Here is a 20,071-nt window from a genome sequence, read left to right as displayed (position 1 = left end):
TGTTTGAAAAAGGATTTTTGATTATGAATAAAGACAGAAATAACACTACCGAAAATAAGCGTGACGAAGAGCTTATCCTTGGAAGAAATCCCGTTATCGAGGCACTGAAAGCCGATAAGCTTATTGATATGATCTTCGTGAATCCGGAAGCTAAAGGTTCAATATCGCTGATACTGAAACTTGCCAAGGAAAGGGATATACCCGTAAAGCAGGTCAGGGAAGTCAAGCTCGATTACATGGCAGGCGGTGCGGCACATCAGGGCGTTATAGCTGTGGGTGCCTGTGCTGAGTATGTGGAAGTCGAGGATATTCTCGCTATCGCTGAAAAGAAGGGTGAAGATCCTTTCATAATAATATGTGACGAGATCGAAGATCCGCATAATCTCGGTGCTATAATACGTACAGCCGAGGCTGCGGGCGCTCATGGTATAATCATACCTAAGAGAAGAAGCGCTTCGCTGAACCATACGGTATTCAAGACTTCTGCAGGTGCAGCAAGCTGGCTGCCTGTTGCAAGAGTACCAAATCTTGCTGCGGCAGTTGATGAACTGAAAAAACAAGGCATTTGGATCTATGGAACAGACGGTGCAGGTGAAAACTATTCCGGTGCTGATCTTCGCGGTCCTATCGGGCTTGTTGTAGGTTCTGAGGGCTTCGGCATGGGAAGACTTATGAAAGAAAAATGCGATATGCTTCTCAGCCTGCCGATGGCGGGCAAGATAACCTCGCTTAACGCTTCTGTTGCCGCGGGAATCTTTATGTATGAGATAGTGCGCCAACGCGCCATCAAGTAGATTGGGAGTGATATGGATTGGCTGATAAATATTCCATCGACGATATTTTGTCGGAATACAGCAATAAACACAAAACAAATAACAGACCCAAGGCTGATGATCCTGATAACTTCGATATAAGCTTCTCAAAGCCTGAGAATAAAAATCCTGCCGCTGTTATCCCGGATATTCGTTCCGATAGAACAGCTGGAAAGGATCATGATGTCCCTGATAATACATCTTCCGAAAAAAGTGCTGACGATGCAGTCATCAAAAAAGCTGTGGCATCATCTCAAAGAAGTGACGACCTTTTAATGTCAGACGATCTTCTTGATAATGCTAGTCCTATAGATGAAGACCTGGCAATGAGGAATGCGAGAAAGATCAGCAAGCTTTCGGAAAAGAATGTAAATATCGATAAAAATGGTGAGCTGTCTGCTGAACCGGTAAGGCGTACAAGCGTTAAGGATATTAAGTTTGGTCTCGAAGGAAAGATCATTCCTCAAAGCAAATACCTTGATGATATTTCCGATGAAGAAAATACTATGGATAACGCGACCGTAGACGATTATGACAGCCGTTCGGCAGAACTGGAAAGGCACAGGAAGTCGAAAGTAGAAAGCTTTGTACTTGACAGTATGGACGATGACGAAGCTGCTGAGATCGGCAAACATAAAAAGATATCTTATGGTCAGAAAGAGTTTGAAAACTACGATGAGGCACCTAAAGTCCTGAACGATATACTTCAGATAAAAAGCAATCTGTTTCTCAGATTGTGCGTGCTTCTGTTTACAGGTCTTTCAAGTTTGCTTATAACCGTTGCAAATGATCTGGAATTTCCTGTTATAAGAATATTTGACAGGTCGGTATCACCATCAGCGTTCCTGTTTTCAAATACGATAATGGGTCTGCTGGCACTTGGAGTTTCTTATTCGGTCATGACTGCAGGTCTGAAAAATATGTTCCTGAGAAAGCCGGATAATGATTCGATCGCAGCAGTAGGGATATTTGTTTCTGTCATCGCGGGGATAGCAACTCTGTTTGAACCCGATTCTGTACGCGACGGCTATTACCATGTATATGTTTCGGCTGCTATCATGGGTCTGATATTCAATACTCTCGGCAAAATGATGACTGTACAGCGTACAGAAAAGAATTTCAGATACATCGCAGGTGATTTCGAAAGATACGCTGTTAAAAGCGTTGACGGAAGCACTGCTGTGAATCTCGGCAGGGGAGCTGTGCCTGTGAACGCCAATATGGCTGCTATGCGCAAGACGAGCTTTATCGAGGATTTCATAAAAAACAGCTATGCCCCCGATGTGTCAGACAGATTTGCAAAATACTCTGCACCTATAATACTTATTGCAGGACTTTTAACGGGTCTTCTCTCTTTTATCTGTGACAAGCACGCAGGTTCAAGCGTAGATAAAATTTATGTGGCTCTTGCTGCTTTTTCGGGAACTGTAACAATGTGTTCTTCGCTATCGCTGATACTGGCTGTTAATTTACCGATAAGCAAGGCAACCAACAAATATCTGCAGTATTCTTCGGTAATACTTGGTTACAGCGCCGTTGAGGAATTTTCTGATACAAATTCTGTAATGGTAGATGCAGTTCATCTTTTCCCGAAGGAAAGCGTTGATCTTATAAATCTTAAACTTCTTTCCACCGAACCGCTGGATGAATGTATACTTTTGGCTTCAAGCCTGGTTTTTCGTTCGGACAGTGTTCTTAAGAATTCGTTCTATAAAATACTCAAAGGCAAGCTTGATATGCTTTATCCCGTAGAAAGCTATATCTATGAGGACGAAAGAGGGTTATCGGGCTGGATAGATAATAAAAGAGTACTTCTCGGCACAAGACAGCATATGGAAGATCATTCAATTGACGGTCTGCCACCTGTTTCAAAAGAAGCTGAATACGGTAAGGGCAATGTGATACTTTATCTGTCCATATCCGGTGTGATATGTACAATGTTTGTTCTGAAAATCACACCATCTATTTCAGTTACAAAATGGATGCAGGCACTTGAAAAAGAAGGTGTTGTCACCGTTGTCAGAAATGTGGACGGCTTCCTCACACAAGAGTTTCTTGAAAGTCTTTTTGACCTCGACAACGGTTCTATAAAGATGCTACCTTTCAGGTATCACAAGGAATATGAAAACGAAGTCGGATTCAACGAGCGTGAATCTTCGCCGATGATGTGCAGCGGAAGTTTTCCGTCATTTGCCATGTTGATAACCGGGGTAAAGAAGATAAGATCTGCGGCTCAGCTTGGTATCGCAATTCAGGTCGGCTCAGTGGCACTTGGAGCTGCTATATGCCTTATCTCGATGCTTCTTGGTACATTCGCGCAGATAACACCAACACTGATAATCGTTTATCATCTGGTATTTGCGGGTATAATGCTTGCGATGCTTGGAAGCAAAAAAATCTGATATCAATACCGTCGGTTCGCCGGCGGTATTTTTGTAATATGAGCAGTATTTTTCGCATACATTTTATGCGGGAGTGATGCAAATGAAAAAGATACTGCTTACGATTGTCATAATGCTTTCAGGCTGTACCACAGATATACCACAGAATACGAAAATATACGAACGCATACAATCGCCGTCCCCGGGGCTTGAAGCTGCTTCCACCGAATACGATGCTTATACGCCGCTGAACTATGATCGCCGTAAAGGAATGTGGATATCCTATATAGACCTCGCACCCATACTTTCGGCAGATAATGCTGATGATTTCCGTTCAACTTTTGATATCGCTTGTTCCGAGATAGCCGACCTTGGATGCAACACTATTTACGTTCATGTAAGACCATTCGGGGACGCAATATATGATTCGGCTCTGTTTCCACCATCGGAGTATCTCTGCGGAGATTATGACCCTCTTGAAATAATCTGCGAAACAGCTCATGAACATGACCTTTCGGTTCATGCATGGATAAATCCTCTTCGTTTGCAAACAGCAGACAAGCTAATAAACTTTACAGGCTTTCAAACAGCTGAATGGTTTAAAAAGGGTGATGACAAGGTGAGTTCTGTCGATGAGGACAGTCATCTGTGGCTAGATCCTGCTTACAAGGAGGTACGTGAGCTGATCGCTGATGGTGCATATGAGATAGCCGAAAATTACAATGTTGACGGTATACATTACGATGATTATTTCTATCCGACAACCGACAGCGAATTTGATGCTAAGTGCTTCGCTGAAAGAGGAATGGGCAGTACTCTTGATGAATGGCGCAGGGATAATATCTCTGAAATGTGCCGCGGGATATATGAGAGTGTCAAGTCAGTCGATAAACGAATAGAGGTCAGTATATCACCGCAGGGGAATATGGAAAATAATTATTACAAACTTTATGCAGATGTGGAAAAGTGGATAAATGAGGAAGGGTACTGTGACAGAATAATACCACAGATATATTTCGGTTACGAAAACACTGTCAAGCCTTTCAAGAGTACACTTGATGAGTGGCAGAAAATGTGCAGTAAAGGAAGCGTCGCTCTTGATATAGGTCTGGCTGTGTATAAGATCGGTCAGGATGTCGAGTTTACTGACAACACAGGAATAATTGCCCGTCAGATAGATGATTGCAAAGAGTGTCAAGGAGTATCGCTTTATACTTACGAGAGCCTTTTTGGTGAGGACAGGGAAGAAGAGCGGATTAAAGATGAAAGGGAAGCGATCAGAAAAGTGCTTGGAAAATATTAATTTTTTCTAAATAATTTTATCGTTGATGATTATAATTCTTTTCAGACCCTTGTAATTTTCAAGGAAATGATGTATAATAAAATGAAATATTTTTGCGGAGGGATAGGATTGTTTAAGATAATCAGAAGGAAACAGTTAAACGACAGCGTTGTGCTGATGGATATTGATGCTCCTTTTATTGCAAAAAAGGCCGATGCAGGTCAGTTTGTAATAGTAAGAGCAGACGAATACAGCGAAAGGATCCCCCTTACTATTGCGGATTTTGACCGTGAAAAGGGTATAGTTACTATTATTTTCCAGACAATTGGCGGCTCTACAATGTCGCTTGCCGCACTTAAAGAGGGCGAAGCTATACGTGATGTTGTGGGACCTCTCGGCATGGCTACCGAATATGAGCCAAATATCAAGAAAGTCGCAGTCATTGGCGGCGGTGTTGGCTGTGCGATAGCATATCCTCAGGCTAAGAAGCTTTTCAATATGGGTATTGATGTTCAGCTGATCGCAGGATTCAGAAGCAAGGATATTATTATCCTTGAAGACGAGATGAGAGCCGCTTCCACCAATTTACACGTTTGCACCGATGATGGTTCTTACGGCTATCACGGATTTGTTACCGACAAGCTCAAGGAACTTATCGATGCAGGTGCAAATTTTGACGAAGTAATTGCAATAGGCCCTGTTCCTATGATGAAGTTCATCTGTAAAGTAACAGAACCTTACAATATAAAAACTATTGTTTCTCTTAACCCGATCATGATCGATGGCACAGGAATGTGCGGCGGTTGTCGTGTAAGGGTCGGCGGAGAGATAAAGTATGCCTGTGTTGACGGTCCTGATTTTGACGGTCACAAAGTTGATTTCAACGAGCTTGTAAGAAGAAATTCCACTTATAACGAGGCTGAGAAGCAGCACGTTTGCAGACTTATGGGAGGTGCGGCTAATGGCTGATATGAGAATGGAAAAAACACCTATCGCTGAGCAGGAGCCTGAAGTCAGGGCGAAGAACTTCAAAGAGGTAACACTTGGTTACTCTCTCGAAAAAGCTGTAAGAGAGGCTATGCGCTGTCTTAACTGTAAGAACAGACCCTGCATGAACGGATGTCCTGTTGGTGTAAGGATACCCGAGTTTATCGCCAAGGTAGCTGAGGGTGATATGGAAGCGGCTTACGAGATCATCAAGACTACTAACTCCCTGCCTGCTGTTTGCGGAAGAGTATGTCCGCAGGAAAATCAGTGCGAGGGCAAGTGCGTCAGAGGTATAAAGGGCGAACCTGTTGCTATCGGCAGACTGGAGAGATTTGTTGCAGACTACATGCGAGGCAAGGAGCCTGAAGTAGAGTTGCCCGAGCCAAATGGTCACAAGGTGGCTATCATTGGCGCTGGTCCCAGCGGACTTACTGCAGCGGGTGATCTGGCAAAGCTGGGTTATGATGTTACTGTATTTGAAGCGTTCCATACAGCAGGCGGTGTTCTGATGTACGGTATCCCCGAATTCAGACTTCCCAAGACCATCGTTCAGCACGAGATCGATAATCTGACCAAGATGGGCGTTAAGATCATGACAAATATGGTCATTGGCAAGGTGCTTTCAGTTGACGAGCTTTTTGAGATGGGCTATGAAGCTGTTTTCGTTGGTTCGGGTGCAGGTCTGCCCAGATTTATGGGCATTGACGGCGAGGGTCTTATAGGTGTTTATTCAGCTAATGAATACCTTACTCGTATCAATCTGATGAAGGCTTACAGAAAAGAGTACGCTACTCCTATCATGAAATCTCAGAAAGTTGCTGTTGTGGGCGGTGGTAACGTTGCTATGGACGCTGCGCGTTCTGCACTGAGAATAGGTGCTAAGAAAGTATATGTGGTTTACAGACGTTCTCTTGAAGAACTTCCCGCGCGTAAGGAAGAAGTCCATCACGCTATGGAAGAAGGCGTTGAGTTTCTGACTCTCAATAATCCTGTTGAACTGCTGGGCGATGACAACGGCAGAGTTCGCGCTATGGTATGCCGTAAGATGGAGCTTGGCGAACCCGACGAGAGCGGCAGAAGAAGTCCCGTAGCTATTGAAGGCTCTGATTACGAACTTGATGTAGATACAGTTATCATGGCTATCGGTACATCTCCAAATCCGCTGATAAGGAATACTACTCCCGGACTTGACGTAAACAAGCGCGGCTGTCTTATCGTTGATGATACAGAAGCTACCACCAAGAAGGGCGTATATGCCGGCGGTGACGCTGTTACAGGCGCTGCGACAGTTATTCTCGCGATGGGTGCAGGTAAAAAGGCCGCGGCAGCTATCGACGCTTACATCAAGAATATCAACGAAGAAGAGTAAACATTCTGTTAAATCACTTGATAAATTATTTGTATTCTGCTATAATCATAAGCAGCAAAACTAAAATCGGGAGGCAGTAAAATGAATAATGCTTATGCAACACTGATGTCTGCAAGCGGTAACGCTACAACAGGAGGATATCTTGTCACTTTCTTACCGCTGGTACTGATACTGGTATTCTTCTATTTTTTCATCATGAAGCCCCAGAAGAAGCAGGAAAAAGCTGACAGAGAAATGAGAGAAAACGTCGATGTTGGTGACGAGATCATCACAAACGGCGGTATAATCGGCATCGTTACTCAGGTCAAAGAAGATAATGTAGTTATCGAAACAGGCGGTGACAGAAGCAAGATCCGCATCATGAAATGGGCTATCGCTAAGGTTGTTACCGATGACGATGAGGACAGCAAGGACAAAGTATAATATTATCTCAGCACCGTTTTATAGCGGTGCTGTTTTTGTAATATATTGAATTTGACTCGAATACTATAGCAGTAAAGACTAATTGGGAGGTCGGCTGCTATGAGGAAGCACAGAAGTTACGCAAGAGGTACGGGAATCGCCGCTGAACAATTGATCGCACTGACTGTTGCTGCCGGTGTGATATTTCTGATCATCTGTGCGATGGCGTTTCTGCTTACAAAGATAGATGCAGGGAAGAACGTTTTGTCAGATATGTCCACCGGGGCGCTGGTCATAGGTGCTTATTTCGGAGGATATACCGGTGGCAGAAGACGAAAGCGCAATGGTCTTGCAGCCGGAGCACTGACGGGCTTTCTGATGTTTGTTATCATACTGATTGCCGGGAGCATTTTCGCGGGATATACCGCGAAGATAACCTCTTTTGGAAAACTCCTGCTTACTATTTCTTCCGCTTCGTTAGGCGGTGTGATCGGCGTCAATGCCAAAAGAGTACCATAGCTAAAATATTTTGGTATATTTAACAAATATTTATATCCCGTTAAATTATAGTTCATAAAATTTGTGTCATAATATGCTATAATATCTGTAAATCGTATATGGAGGTATGATATTATGAAACATATCAAGACTATCAATAAGGCTAATCTGAAGAAGACTGCTGCTAAGGGCGGCTGCGGCAAGTGCCAGGCTTCCTGCCAGTCTGCATGTAAGACTTCCTGCACTGTTGCTAACCAGAAGTGCGAGAAGGAAGCTTGATCCACAAGGACCGTTTTTAGGGAGCTTTTAAGCTCCCGATACAGCGGGCGAGCACAGGTCAACTCTACACGGTCTTGGCTGACCCGTAGGGCTGGGCTTTGGTCGTCCGTTATTTTTTAAGATTTGCGAGGGAAGAAAATGATCCATAAATATAAACTTGCGGGATACAATGTCCTGCTTGATGTCAACAGCGGCGGTGTACATATCATAGATGATCTTACCTATGACATACTTGACAGTGTTGACCCGCCTTTTGCTGATGAATGTCCTGCCGAGGTAGTTGCTAAGCTTTCAAGAAGTTATCCTGCACAGGATATCAAGGAGTGTTATGAGGAGATAGTATCTCTGTACAATGATAAGATACTGTATTCGGATGATGATTACGAAAAGTATGCGCTTGTAGCTGTGGCTTCACCTATCAAGGCTATGTGCCTGCATATTTCCCATGACTGCAACCTGAGATGCAAGTATTGCTTTGCTTCTACAGGTGATTTCGGCGTTGGCAGAAAGCTGATGGACCTTGAAACTGCTAAGCGTGCTATCGATTTTCTTATAGAAAAATCAGGCGACAGAAAGTTCCTGGAAGTTGATTTCTTCGGAGGCGAGCCTTCGCTGAATTTCGATGTTGTTATGCAGACTGTTGAATATGCACGTTCAAGAGAGGCTGAAACTGGTAAGACCTTCAGATTCACCACAACTACCAACGGTATGCATCTTACCGATGAAATGATCGATTTCATCAATAAGGAGATGTACAACGTGGTTCTCTCAATTGACGGCCGAAAAGAAGTCAATGACAGAATGAGAGTTCGTGTTGACGGAACAGGCTGTTATGACCTTATCACCAAGAATTTCAAGCGTTTGGTGGACAAGCGTCCAAATGACAAGGATTGGTATGTTCGCGGTACTTACACCAAGTACAATCTTGATTTTTCGGAAGATGTAGTTCATCTCCGTGACCTCGGATTTGAACAGATCTCCGTTGAGCCTGTTATGGCTGATGCTAAAGAACCCTATGCCATTACAGAAGCTGATCTGCCCCGTATTTTCAAGGAGTACGAAGTCCTTGCTGAAAAGATCAAGAAAATCAGAGAGGAAGGTAAATTCATCAACTTCTTCCATTTCATGCTTGATCTCGATCAGGGCCCCTGCGCTATAAAGAGACTCCGCGGATGCGGATGCGGCAATGAGTATGTTGCTATCACACCCGATGGTGATATCTACCCCTGCCACCAGTTCGTTGGTATCGATGAGTACAAGATGGGCAGTCTTTATGACGGCAGCTTCAATCTCGAAATGAAAGACGAATTCGCTAAAGCTCACGTTTATAACAAGCCCGAATGTAAAAAGTGCTGGGCAAAGTTCTATTGCAGCGGCGGATGTAACGCCAATAACTACATATATCAGCATGATATCCATGCGGCTCACAAGCTTTCCTGTCAGATACAGAAGAAACGCCTTGAAGTCGCTATACTGATGAAGGCAGTTCAGCTGCTTGACGATGCTGAATAATGTTTGATTACAGGGAACTCCGAGCTCTTTTTGATATAACTGAGCCACTTGGCTGGAGCGAGAAAACCATATCATCATTGAAAGCTGAATACGGCAGTCTTCCTTCTGCGCTGGAGGATTATTACAGGCAGTGTGCTGGCTATGATTTGCTTGCTTCTAATTCTGCAGGTGATTATCTTATGCCTGCAGAGAAAGTCGGTATGTACAAAGAGCAGGGATACTATGTTTTCTTTTGTGAAAACCAGAGCGTATCCTTTTGGGGCATAAAGCTTGAGGATATGGGCAAGCCTGATCCTCCTGTATATGAGAATTATGACCGTGGTGAATGGTTTCTCACAGGAGATAGTCTTTCAAAGTTTCTTATCTCCGAAGGCTATCTTTGTGCTGTCGCAAGCGGCTTAGAATATGCGACGGAAGATTATCTTGAAGCTGATGAAGAACAGGCTGAAAATATCCGCAGTAAATTTGAACATATCGAACGTGCGGAAAGCGGAATATATCAGGGTGCAGAGTTCTACCGTATCAATGAAAATTCCTACATGGCTCTTCTGCCTGACAGCTGCGGGAGTCTTGTTATATTCGCATCAAAAAGTGAGAAAGGCTTTGATGCAGCCGAAAAAGTGGTTCTGCCTTTATTTGACATTGATCCCGAGGAGGACTAAAATGAAGAATATAACCGATTATTATCCCTCAAAATACTGCGCTGACGGTGTAAACTGCGTAGCCGCAGGAATTTATGAATACGAGGGGCTGTATTTTACAAGCATTTCATTTGAACAGGAACCCGAGTACGGTGAACACGAGGACGCAAGCGATATCTCACAGCATCCGCTGGAAGACATCCTCAATAAATTTGGAGTTTATGTTCAGGATTATTTTGAGTACGATATCTACTACGGCTCAAAGCAGTGTCACCTTGAATTTGCTTCAACCGATATCGAAAATATCAAGGCACTTAGGACTATCCTTGGCAGACACGTTTACTGTGATCCTGATGGTAAACTTGTTATTGAATAACGTTCTCTTTTTCAATATCAAACTTGTATATCAAGCACTTTCGTTTCCGAAGGTGCTTTTTGCTTTTTGTTAAATCTCACGGACAGAAAAAATTTACTTCTGTTGAGCGCTTTAAACGGTTTGGTCAGCACACGGAAATCAATTTTCAAAAAATCAGGTTTCAAAAGTTACATTTATATTTCAGATTGTACAAATTACTGGACAGAGCACCTGGAAAATGATATAATATAGGCATGAATAATGGAATAACCGAGTATTTTGAAGATATTGAATTATATGAGGAATATGACGGCTATTTTTGCAGTATCCCCGATATCATTACAATAGCAATTCTTGGAAGTATCTGTGGACTTAGAAACATTCATCAGATTCATCAATGGGCGACAAATGACAGAGTAAGCGAATTCTTAAAGGAGAAATTCGGAATCGATCATGTCCCTTGCTATTATTGGATATTGAGCCTGCTGAAATATGTCAAGCCCGAATCGCTCAACCGCTGTTTTGCGGATTGGGTCTATTCATTTATGCCCGAAAAGTCCAAAAGTATGACGATCTCTCTTGACGGGAAAACTGTTTGTTCGACACTTAAAATGAGTAAGATCGAAAGTCCTCTGCACATCATCAGCGCACAGGTATGCGAACTTGGATTGACCCTGGCACAACGCAGCACGGACGATAAAAGCAACGAGATACCTGCGGTGCAGGAGCTTCTGAAAGAACTGAAAATAAAGGGTAATATAGTTGTTGCGGATGCACTGAACTGTCAGAAAGAAACTGCTGAGATTATCGTAAAACAAAAGGCAGATTATCTGCTTTGCGTTAAGGATAATCACCCAAATTTGAAGAAAGATATCGAGGATTATGTGCAGGACAGTTCTCTCAGAGACACTATGCAAACAGTTTCAAGAACGGAGAAAAACCGTGGCAGAGTTGAAACAAGGACAGCGTATGTAACAACAGATATCAACTGGCTGGAACAGAAAAAAGAGTGGAAAAATCTGAAGTGCATAGGAGCCATTCATACTGAATTTGCAACGAAAAAAGGCACTTCGAGCGAATGGCACTATTACCTTTCAAGCCGCGAAATGACAGCGGAACAGCTCCTTCATCATGCAAGAATGGAATGGTCAGTTGAGTCAATGCACTGGCTGCTTGATGTTCATTTTGAAGAAGATTGGTGCAGAGTCGAAAACAAAGACGTTCAGCAATGCCTGAATATGTTCAGAAAAGCTGCGATAAATTTAATCAAGAACTTTAAAAATCGGAACAATTCTAAAGCCGCCATATCCAAACTTATGTTTGAATGTCTTATGGAGCCGCTGATGATTTCGAGGGTGATTTTTGAAAATTGATTTCCGTGTGGTCAGCACTTTTAATGTTGACAAATTTTACGAAAAGATATATAATAATAAAGTATGTTGCAGAATGACCGATATTGGCTTTTCAGGACTTGAATTTGACGGTCATGGCACGAAGTATCTATGCTTATGCTGGAAATGAGGTTAATGATGTCAGAAAAATATGTTCCTGCTGTCGGGAATGAAGAAGCTTTACAAAATCTGATAGGGTGGGCTGAAAAATATCGTTCCGACAACGGTCATGCACCGATGGCTTTTTTACATTCCTACGGCTGTCAGCAGAATGTCAGTGATGGCGAAAAAATAAAAGGTATGCTGTCTAAAATAGGGTATGATTTTACAGAGGATACCGATTCTGCACAGCTAATTCTGCTGAACACCTGTGCTGTACGTGAAAATGCTGAGGACAGAGTATTCGGCAATATCGGAAATTTCAAAAAACTGAAAGAGAACAGCAAAGACCTTATAATAGGTATTTGTGGCTGTATGGCACAACAAAAGCACGTTGCTGATAAGATAAAAGAATCTTACCGACAGGTCGATCTTGTATTCGGAACATTTGCTTATAACGAGCTGTATTCCATGCTTTGGGAAGTTATTTCAAAGCACCGCCGTCTTTTTAATCAGTCTGAAGTTTGCACTGAGATAGACGAGGGAATGACTCAGCTTCGCGACGACAAGTTCAGGGCTTTTGTACCAATAATGTACGGTTGTAACAATTTCTGCACCTACTGCATAGTTCCTTATGTACGTGGCAGAGAAAGAAGCCGCAAACCCGAGGCTGTACTTGCTGAGGTAAAAAGTCTTATTGAACAAGGTTATAAAGAGATCACTCTGCTTGGGCAGAATGTTAACTCCTATGCATATGGATTTCCGCAGCTTTTGAGAGATATCGACAAGATGGAGGGGAAGTTCCGCATACGCTTTATGTCCAGTCATCCTAAAGACGCTACCATGGAACTGATAGATACCATAATTGACAGCGAACACATATGCAAGCATCTGCATCTTCCTGTACAGGCCGGCAGCGATAGGGTACTGAAAGCTATGAACCGCCGATATACAGTTGAAAAGTACATGGAAATGATAAACTATGCCCGCGGACGTATGCCGCATTTCTCCTTCACAACAGACCTTATCGTAGGTTTCCCGGGGGAGAGTTACGAGGAATTCTGTCAGACAAAAGAACTCATCAAACGGGTCAAGTATGACAACATATATTCCTTCGTTTATTCAAGACGTTCGGGAACTCCCGCAGCTGAAATGGAAGACAATATCTCGGATAAGCAGAAAGGTCTTTGGCTCAGAGAACTTCTTTTGGAACAGCGTGAGATAACCTCCGAATGGTTTGGTAGATTTGTCGGTAAAACCGTTGAGGTTCTTGTCGATGGCGAGGGAAGAACAGGAGAGGGATGGCTCACGGGCAAGAACGATGAGAATATAATCGTTGAGTTTCCCGCTGATAAAAAGTATATAGGTGAATTCGTCAAAGTGCGCATAATCAAAGCGATGAACTGGGCACTTGAAGGCGAAATGGTCACTGAATAATATATAGTTTAAGGAGTAGTAAAAATGAACGTTATAGAACTTACAAGACAGCTTGGAAAAGCTATTCAGGAAGATGAAAGATATAAGAAGTACGAGGCAGCCTGCGCACTGAATGATACCGATACCGAGATCCAGAACGAGATAGGCAAGTTCAACCAGATGCGTCAGGATCTCAGTGTTGAGATGAGAAAGCCTGATAAAGATGCGGACAGACTCACAACTCTGGATCACGATATCAAGGAGCTTTATGACAAGATCATGGCTATGCCTAAGATGATCGAATACAACGAAGCTAAGGCTGATATCGATGCATTGATGAAGAGCGTTTATTATATCCTTCAGCAGGCAGCAAACGGCGAAGACCCTGAAACTTGTCCTGCACAGGCACCTTCAGGCTGCACAGGAAGCTGCTCTACTTGCGGCGGCTGCGGCTAAATACATTGATTATATCCCTAAAATAGAACGGAGCGGGCAGAAGTGACACTTAAAGAGATAGATGAATCAAAGCTTACACCCATGATGAAGCAGTATCTGGCGGTGAAAAAGAAGTACAAGAACCACATTCTTTTCTACCGGCTGGGTGATTTTTACGAAATGTTTTTTGACGACGCACTGATCGTTTCAAAGGAACTGGAGCTTACCCTTACAGGCAGAGATTGCGGTCTTGATGAACGCGCCCCTATGTGCGGCGTGCCTTTCCATGCTTGTGATGTTTATCTTAAAAAGCTGATAGAAAAAGGTCATATGGTGGCTATATGTGAACAGACAAAAGACCCTTCCGAATGCCAGGGCCTTGTTCCCCGTGATGTCATCAGGGTAGTCACTCCCGGTACGCTTATTGAAAGCAGTATGCTGGACGAGTCTTCAAATAACTATCTCTGCGCGTTTTATATGCAGTCAAAAGAGGCAGCACTTTGTCTGGCGGATATCTCAACGGGCGAGGTACATCTTTTTGATTTTACAGGTAAAGACACAGCCAACAGCGCTATTAACGAGCTTTCAAGATTTTCTCCCTCGGAGATACTGATAAATGACGCTATTCTTTCTAACAGAGAGATCTCAGCATTTATCCGTGAGAAGATAAAAACCAGCGTTCAGCTTCTTGAAGATGCTGACTTCGATCCTGCAAATCATACCGATGAAGTGCTGACACAGTTCTCTGTCAACAGCCTGGATTCTCTGGGGCTTAAAGCTGATAGTCTGAGCGCTTTTGCAGTCTGCGGACTTTTCGCGTATATCCACGAAACGCAGAAAGCTCTGGTGGGAAGATTTTCCGAGATAATCCGCCACGATGCCGACCCGATAATGACTATCGGATTTACTGCCCGCAGGAATCTCGAACTTACAGAGACACTTCGCAATAAGCAGAAAAAAGGCTCTCTGCTGTGGGTAATAAGCAATACAAAGACCTCTATGGGGAATCGTATGCTGAAATCATGGCTTGAACAGCCTCTTATAAATCCCGCAAAGATAATTGACAGGCTGAACGCTGTTGAACAACTTGTCCGTGACCCAGTATCTCTTGGAGAAATACGTGAAGTCCTGAGTGGAGTTTACGACCTTGAGCGCCTTATGACTAGAGTTATGTACCGTTCGGCAAGTCCACGCGACCTCAAATCCCTTTCGCTCACTGCGCTGAAACTTCCCGAACTTAAAAGGCTGCTTTCCGCATTCGACGGTAAGCTTATCAAGGACTGCACGGGCAGGATATCCACCCTTGACGCAGTATCAAACCTTGTTGAAAATGCCATCGTTGACGAACCGCCTGCAAACGTAAAGGACGGCGGAGTGATACGCGAAGGTTTCAATGAACAGCTTGACGGTCTGAGGAATATCATTTCGGGCGGAAAAGGTCTGATAGATGATATTGCCGAGCGAGAAAAGGAAAAGACAGGCATCAAGAACCTGAAGATCGGCTATAACAGGGTTTTCGGATATTATATCGAGGTCACAAAATCCTACTATGATCTGATACCCGATCATTACATCAGAAAACAAACTCTTGCAAACTGTGAGAGATTCATAACCGATGAGCTGAAAGTTGCCGAGAACACTATACTCGGTGCAAGCGACAAGATACTTACCCTCGAACAGGAGATATTCGGCGAGGTAAGAGAGTTTATTGCTACTCAGCTCAGGCTTGTTCAGGAGACTGCTACTGCTGTTGCTGAGATAGATGTACTGTGTTCCTATGCTACTGCGGCTATAAAGAACAATTACACTAAGCCAGAGATAGCCATCGACGGTATTATCAATATCAAAAACGGCAGACACCCTGTTGTTGAACTTATGCAGCAGGACGAGGTATTCGTTCCGAATGACACCTATCTTGATCTGACCGGCAACCGTATGGCTGTCATAACCGGTCCGAATATGTCGGGTAAATCCACATATATGCGTCAGGTTGCGCTGATAACCCTTATGGCACAGATAGGCTGTTTTGTACCTGCTGATTATGCCAAGATATCGGTTGTAGACCAGATATTTACAAGAATAGGCGCATCCGATGACCTGACTGCAGGACAGTCGACCTTTATGGTGGAAATGAGCGAGGTCGCTGACATCGTAAAACACGCTACTAAGAACAGCCTTGTCATTCTCGATGAGGTCGGCAGAGGCACTTCAACTTTTGATGGTATTGCTATTGCACGCGCAGTATCTGAATTTATATCCACTTCACGTTCTCTTGGCTGCAAGACACTTTTTGCTACTCATTATCACGAGCTTATCGCTCTTGAAGATGAGCTTGACGGCGTGAAGAATTATTCCGTTGCCGTCAAGCGTCAGGGGGACAATATCAAGTTCCTGCGTAAGATAGTAAAGGGCGGCGCGGACGAGAGCTTTGGTATAGAGGTTGCAAAGCTGGCAGGTCTGCCGAATAAGATAATCGGCAGGGCGAAATCTCTGCTGGGTGAGATGGAAGCGGAGTCCATAAAGGCTAAAGCGGCGGTTTCCGAGGCTGACAACGGTCAGATATCCTTTGACAGGATAAGCGACAGTATAGTTACCGACAAACTCCGCAAGACAAACATTGACGAGATGAACGATGAGGAACTTAGAGAGTTTGTAAAAGATCTGCTGAGATACGTTTGATACCATACGAAAATACTTTAAAGTGATCAGATAATCAAATCACATAGAACAGGAACATAAAATGTCAGAGATTAGAGTTTTGAGCAAGGAAGTTTCCGAGCTTATCGCCGCAGGTGAGGTCATCGACAGACCCGCATCAGTTATAAAGGAACTCGTTGAGAACGCAATAGATGCAGGCGCAACAGTCATAACCGTTGAGATAAAGAATGGCGGCAGAACTTATATGAGAGTGACCGACAACGGCAAGGGCATAGCTCCCGAAGATCTGCCTACGGCCTTTCTTCGTCATGCCACCAGTAAAATATCTCAAAAAGATGACCTTGACAGTATAATGACCCTCGGTTTCAGAGGTGAGGCCCTTGCTTCAATCTGCGCTGTTGCAAAGGTCGATGTTATGACCAAACGACGTGAAGACAGCTATGGTACTCATTATTCAATCGAAGGCGCTGTTGAAAAAACAAGCGAGCAGTGCGGCTGTCCCGATGGTACAACATTTGTTGTGAGAGATATTTTCTATAACGTTCCCGCAAGACTGAAATTTCTGAAAAAAGATACTTCAGAAGCTAACCACGTAGCCGACCTTGTCACAAAACTGACCCTTTCACACCCCGATGTATCTTTCAAGCTTATTCGCGATAACAAAGCTGAAATAATCACTGCAGGAGACGGCAAGATATATTCTGCAGTCTATTCAGTGTACGGCAGAGAGTTCGCAAACAGTATGATCGAAGTCGACTATACGTGGCAGGGGATACACGTTTACGGTTATACCGTAAAACCGCTCTCCGCCAAGCCTAACCGCAAGTTCCAGAATTTTTTTGTGAACAGCAGATTTGTAAAGTCGAAAGCCTGTGCTTCCGCGATCGAAGAAGCATACCGCAACAATATTATGGTTGGCAAATTTCCAGCCTGTGTACTGTATATCGATGTTCCGCCTAATACTATCGATGTGAATGTTCATCCAACAAAGATAGAAGTTCGTTTTTCTGACGAAAGGCTGATACATGAAGCCGTATACTTTGCAGTCAAGAATTGTCTTATGGAAAAAGACGAGCCAAATGAACTGAAACTCGAAAACCGCAGAAATTTTACCAATCATGAGCTGTATGATTTTCCGCCTGAAGACAAAAGCGTTCAGCTTGAATTTGCAGTTGAAGAAGAAACGCTTCCCGATGCTGATAAAGTTTTACAGGAGATTGCCAGTCAACCTGTACCGAAACCTGTACAATCTCAGTCGGTTCCTGAACCCATAGCTTCAAAGGAGATACCTCTCCCCGAACCGCCCGTGCCCAAACCATATCAGCCTAAGATAACCAAAGTGGAAAATATCCCTATCGATGAAGAAGACAGAAAATCAGGTGAAGACCTTTTTCTTGCAAGTCTTGAAGAACCTGTCCCTCAGCCGGTGCCTAAAAAGCCCGAGAAGATAACTGTTGAGGAAATAAACAAGGCACTTCAGGAAATGCCCCTCCCCGAAGCTCCCGCAGAAGAGGAAAAAAACGACAGCTTCCACTTTATAAATGACCGCAGCTTTATTCGTTCCGTGGTACAGGAAGTCAAAAAAGAACCGGAAAAGCCAAAACCTGTCGTTATAGGTGAGCTTTTCAAGACATATGTTGTCGCTCAGGTGGGCGATGAAATGCTGCTGATGGATAAGCATGCCGCCCATGAGAGATATATTTTTGAGAAGATAAAAGGCGATATCAGCGAGCTTGAGACCCAGATGCTTCTTGAACCTGTTATGGTCATGCTTTCATATGAAGAATTCGATGCACTGGCGGCTAATGTCGATAAACTTGAAAGACTAGGATTTGAAGTTGAACCCGATGTTGCACCGACTGTGGCTGTTAAGGGCGTACCGATAATCCTTGGAGATCTGGAAAATCCCACGGATATAATCACAGAACTTGCAAGGAATTTCATACAGTGCAGGAATGATCCTCAGCTTGAAATTTTCGATGACCTTTATCACTCCATCGCCTGTAAGGCTGCGATAAAGGCAAATGATAACAACAGCACCATCGAGCTTCAGGCTTTACTGAATGCCGTCTACGGTAATGAAAATATCAGGTATTGCCCCCACGGCAGACCTGTGCTGATCACTCTCAGCAAAAAGGATATCGAAAAGCAGTTCAGAAGACTGGTATGACAGATATACTATTATAATACAGAGGTGAGCGCATGGATAAAAATAAAATACCGCTTCTTGTTATAGCGGGGCCTACTGCATCGGGCAAAACAGCCCTTGCGGTTGAAATGGCTAAGCTTTATAACGGTGAGGTGATATCGGCAGATTCCATGCAGATCTACAAGGGTCTTAACATTGCAACCGCTAAGCCGACAATTGACGAAATGCAAGGTATCCCTCATCATCTGATTGATTTTCTTGAACCTGACGTACCTTTCAGCGTGGCGGATTATGTTACATTAGCAGGGCAGAAGATCAGAGAGATACGTTCTCACGGGAAACTTCCGATTGTATGCGGTGGCACAGGATTGTATATTAGTTCGCTTGTGGACAATATTATATTCGATGACACGGGCAGTGATCCCGACATACGTGCAAGGCTTGAAAAACAAGCTAAAGAAGAGGGGGTTCATGCGCTTTGGCTGAAGCTGAAAGAAATAGACCCGGAAACTGCCGAAAAAGTTCACGAGAACAATCTGCCAAGAGTTATACGTGGGATTGAAGTCTTTGAGCTTACAGGAACAAAACTCTCCGAACATAAGATCAACAGCAGAAGAGAAGAATCCCCCTACAAAGCTTGCATTATTGGTCTTACAGCTGAAAACAGACAGTATCTTTACGATCGTATTGAAAAGAGAGTGCATATAATGGCTGAAAACGGCATGGTCGAGGAATGCAGGGAAGTCTGGCAGAAAGGCAGACTTGCAACTGCGGGACAAGCGATAGGCTACAAGGAGCTTGTTCCATTCTTCGAGGGTAAAGCCGAACTGGAAGATTGTCTTGACAAAATAATCCTCGAAACAAGACACTATGCTAAAAGACAGCTTACCTGGTTTAGGCGAGTTGCTGATATTTCGTGGGTGAAAATTGATAATTTTGACGAATCGAAAAAAATATTTGAAAATGTTCAAAATATAGTAGCCAAATCCGAAATAATGTGTTATAATATAATGTGATGTATAATAAAATGCATCTCTTTGGTTTGAATACCGCCGTTGGTTTCTTTTGCGGTATTCGTATGGTATGGTGAGCACATTTCTGCACACCCTATTTCAGACACACGCAGATAAAGAGAAGGAGTGTTTATAGTGAACAAAAATATCAATCTTCAGGACGTTTTTCTGAATCAGGCAAGAAAGGAACAGGTGATGGTCAAGTTCATTCTGATGAACGGCTATCAGTTTAAGGGTATAGTTAAGGCATTCGACAGCTATGTAGTATTTCTCGATTGCGAAGGCAAGCAGAACGTAGTGTACAAGCATGCGATATCTACAATAGTTCCCGATCGTTCCATCAATATCCTTGATGCAGCTAAAAACGAACATTCAGAAGGATAAGGAAGTAA

Annotated in this window: 18 protein-coding genes; all 18 read left to right on the top strand. The window is 43.5% G+C overall.

The window, feature by feature from the left end; all coding sequences use genetic code 11:
* Nucleotides 1-23 precede the first annotated feature (23 nt).
* Nucleotides 24-794, top strand: coding sequence for a 23S rRNA (guanosine(2251)-2'-O)-methyltransferase RlmB (gene rlmB, locus N773_RS0104385; RefSeq protein ID WP_024856650.1), 771 nt, complete (start codon nucleotides 24-26; stop codon nucleotides 792-794).
* A 17-nt stretch (nucleotides 795-811) separates the two neighbouring features.
* The gene (locus N773_RS0104380; protein ID WP_024856649.1) at nucleotides 812-3,214 is read left to right on the top strand and encodes a membrane protein; all 2,403 of its coding nucleotides are present in this window, start codon (nucleotides 812-814) and stop codon (nucleotides 3,212-3,214) included.
* Nucleotides 3,215-3,296: 82 nt separating this feature from the next.
* Complete coding sequence (locus N773_RS0104375) at nucleotides 3,297-4,496, top strand: glycoside hydrolase family 10 protein (protein ID WP_024856648.1); 1,200 nt, start codon at nucleotides 3,297-3,299, stop codon at nucleotides 4,494-4,496.
* Between the two features lie 108 nt (nucleotides 4,497-4,604).
* Nucleotides 4,605-5,444: a sulfide/dihydroorotate dehydrogenase-like FAD/NAD-binding protein gene (locus N773_RS0104370; protein ID WP_024856647.1), complete on the top strand. Its 840-nt coding sequence runs from the start codon at nucleotides 4,605-4,607 to the stop codon at nucleotides 5,442-5,444.
* The gene (gene gltA, locus N773_RS0104365; RefSeq protein ID WP_024856646.1) at nucleotides 5,437-6,831 is read left to right on the top strand and encodes an NADPH-dependent glutamate synthase; all 1,395 of its coding nucleotides are present in this window, start codon (nucleotides 5,437-5,439) and stop codon (nucleotides 6,829-6,831) included. The genes N773_RS0104370 and gltA overlap by 8 nt, the downstream gene beginning before the upstream one ends.
* A gap of 81 nt (nucleotides 6,832-6,912) precedes the next feature.
* Nucleotides 6,913-7,254: a preprotein translocase subunit YajC gene (gene yajC / locus N773_RS0104360; RefSeq protein WP_024856645.1), complete on the top strand. Its 342-nt coding sequence runs from the start codon at nucleotides 6,913-6,915 to the stop codon at nucleotides 7,252-7,254.
* A 99-nt stretch (nucleotides 7,255-7,353) separates the two neighbouring features.
* Nucleotides 7,354-7,752, top strand: a complete 399-nt coding sequence (locus N773_RS0104355; RefSeq protein WP_024856644.1) for a TIGR04086 family membrane protein — start codon at nucleotides 7,354-7,356, stop codon at nucleotides 7,750-7,752.
* Between the two features lie 114 nt (nucleotides 7,753-7,866).
* The gene (gene scfA, locus N773_RS21750; RefSeq protein ID WP_080678296.1) at nucleotides 7,867-8,010 is read left to right on the top strand and encodes a six-cysteine ranthipeptide SCIFF; all 144 of its coding nucleotides are present in this window, start codon (nucleotides 7,867-7,869) and stop codon (nucleotides 8,008-8,010) included.
* Between the two features lie 138 nt (nucleotides 8,011-8,148).
* The gene (gene scfB / locus N773_RS0104345) at nucleotides 8,149-9,522 is read left to right on the top strand and encodes a thioether cross-link-forming SCIFF peptide maturase (protein ID WP_024856643.1); all 1,374 of its coding nucleotides are present in this window, start codon (nucleotides 8,149-8,151) and stop codon (nucleotides 9,520-9,522) included.
* Complete coding sequence (locus N773_RS0104340) at nucleotides 9,522-10,184, top strand: hypothetical protein (protein ID WP_024856642.1); 663 nt, start codon at nucleotides 9,522-9,524, stop codon at nucleotides 10,182-10,184. Before scfB ends, N773_RS0104340 begins: the two co-directional genes overlap by 1 nt.
* Before the next feature lies 1 nt (nucleotide 10,185).
* Nucleotides 10,186-10,539, top strand: a complete 354-nt coding sequence (locus N773_RS0104335; RefSeq protein ID WP_024856641.1) for a hypothetical protein — start codon at nucleotides 10,186-10,188, stop codon at nucleotides 10,537-10,539.
* 233 nt (nucleotides 10,540-10,772) lie between these two features.
* Nucleotides 10,773-11,891, top strand: coding sequence for an ISAs1 family transposase (locus N773_RS21745; protein ID WP_024856640.1), 1,119 nt, complete (start codon nucleotides 10,773-10,775; stop codon nucleotides 11,889-11,891).
* A 156-nt stretch (nucleotides 11,892-12,047) separates the two neighbouring features.
* Nucleotides 12,048-13,445, top strand: coding sequence for a tRNA (N6-isopentenyl adenosine(37)-C2)-methylthiotransferase MiaB (gene miaB, locus N773_RS0104325; RefSeq protein WP_024856639.1), 1,398 nt, complete (start codon nucleotides 12,048-12,050; stop codon nucleotides 13,443-13,445).
* A gap of 24 nt (nucleotides 13,446-13,469) precedes the next feature.
* Nucleotides 13,470-13,880 (top strand): YlbF family regulator, encoded by a 411-nt coding sequence (locus tag N773_RS0104320; RefSeq protein ID WP_024856638.1) that lies wholly within the window; start codon nucleotides 13,470-13,472, stop codon nucleotides 13,878-13,880.
* Nucleotides 13,881-13,922: 42 nt separating this feature from the next.
* Nucleotides 13,923-16,538: a DNA mismatch repair protein MutS gene (gene mutS, locus N773_RS0104315; protein ID WP_024856637.1), complete on the top strand. Its 2,616-nt coding sequence runs from the start codon at nucleotides 13,923-13,925 to the stop codon at nucleotides 16,536-16,538.
* 61 nt (nucleotides 16,539-16,599) lie between these two features.
* Complete coding sequence (gene mutL / locus N773_RS0104310) at nucleotides 16,600-18,687, top strand: DNA mismatch repair endonuclease MutL (RefSeq protein ID WP_024856636.1); 2,088 nt, start codon at nucleotides 16,600-16,602, stop codon at nucleotides 18,685-18,687.
* A gap of 32 nt (nucleotides 18,688-18,719) precedes the next feature.
* Nucleotides 18,720-19,682: a tRNA (adenosine(37)-N6)-dimethylallyltransferase MiaA gene (gene miaA / locus N773_RS0104305; protein ID WP_024856635.1), complete on the top strand. Its 963-nt coding sequence runs from the start codon at nucleotides 18,720-18,722 to the stop codon at nucleotides 19,680-19,682.
* Between the two features lie 132 nt (nucleotides 19,683-19,814).
* A complete protein-coding gene (gene hfq / locus N773_RS0104300) occupies nucleotides 19,815-20,063 on the top strand; it encodes an RNA chaperone Hfq (RefSeq protein WP_024856634.1) in 249 nt (82 codons plus the stop codon).
* Nucleotides 20,064-20,071 lie beyond the last annotated feature (8 nt).

Source organism: Ruminococcus albus AD2013 (genome assembly GCF_000526775.1).
GTDB lineage: Bacteria > Bacillota > Clostridia > Oscillospirales > Ruminococcaceae > Hominimerdicola > Hominimerdicola alba_A.
Note: the sequence above shows the minus strand (reverse complement) of the source record. Positions and strands in the feature narration are given on the sequence as shown.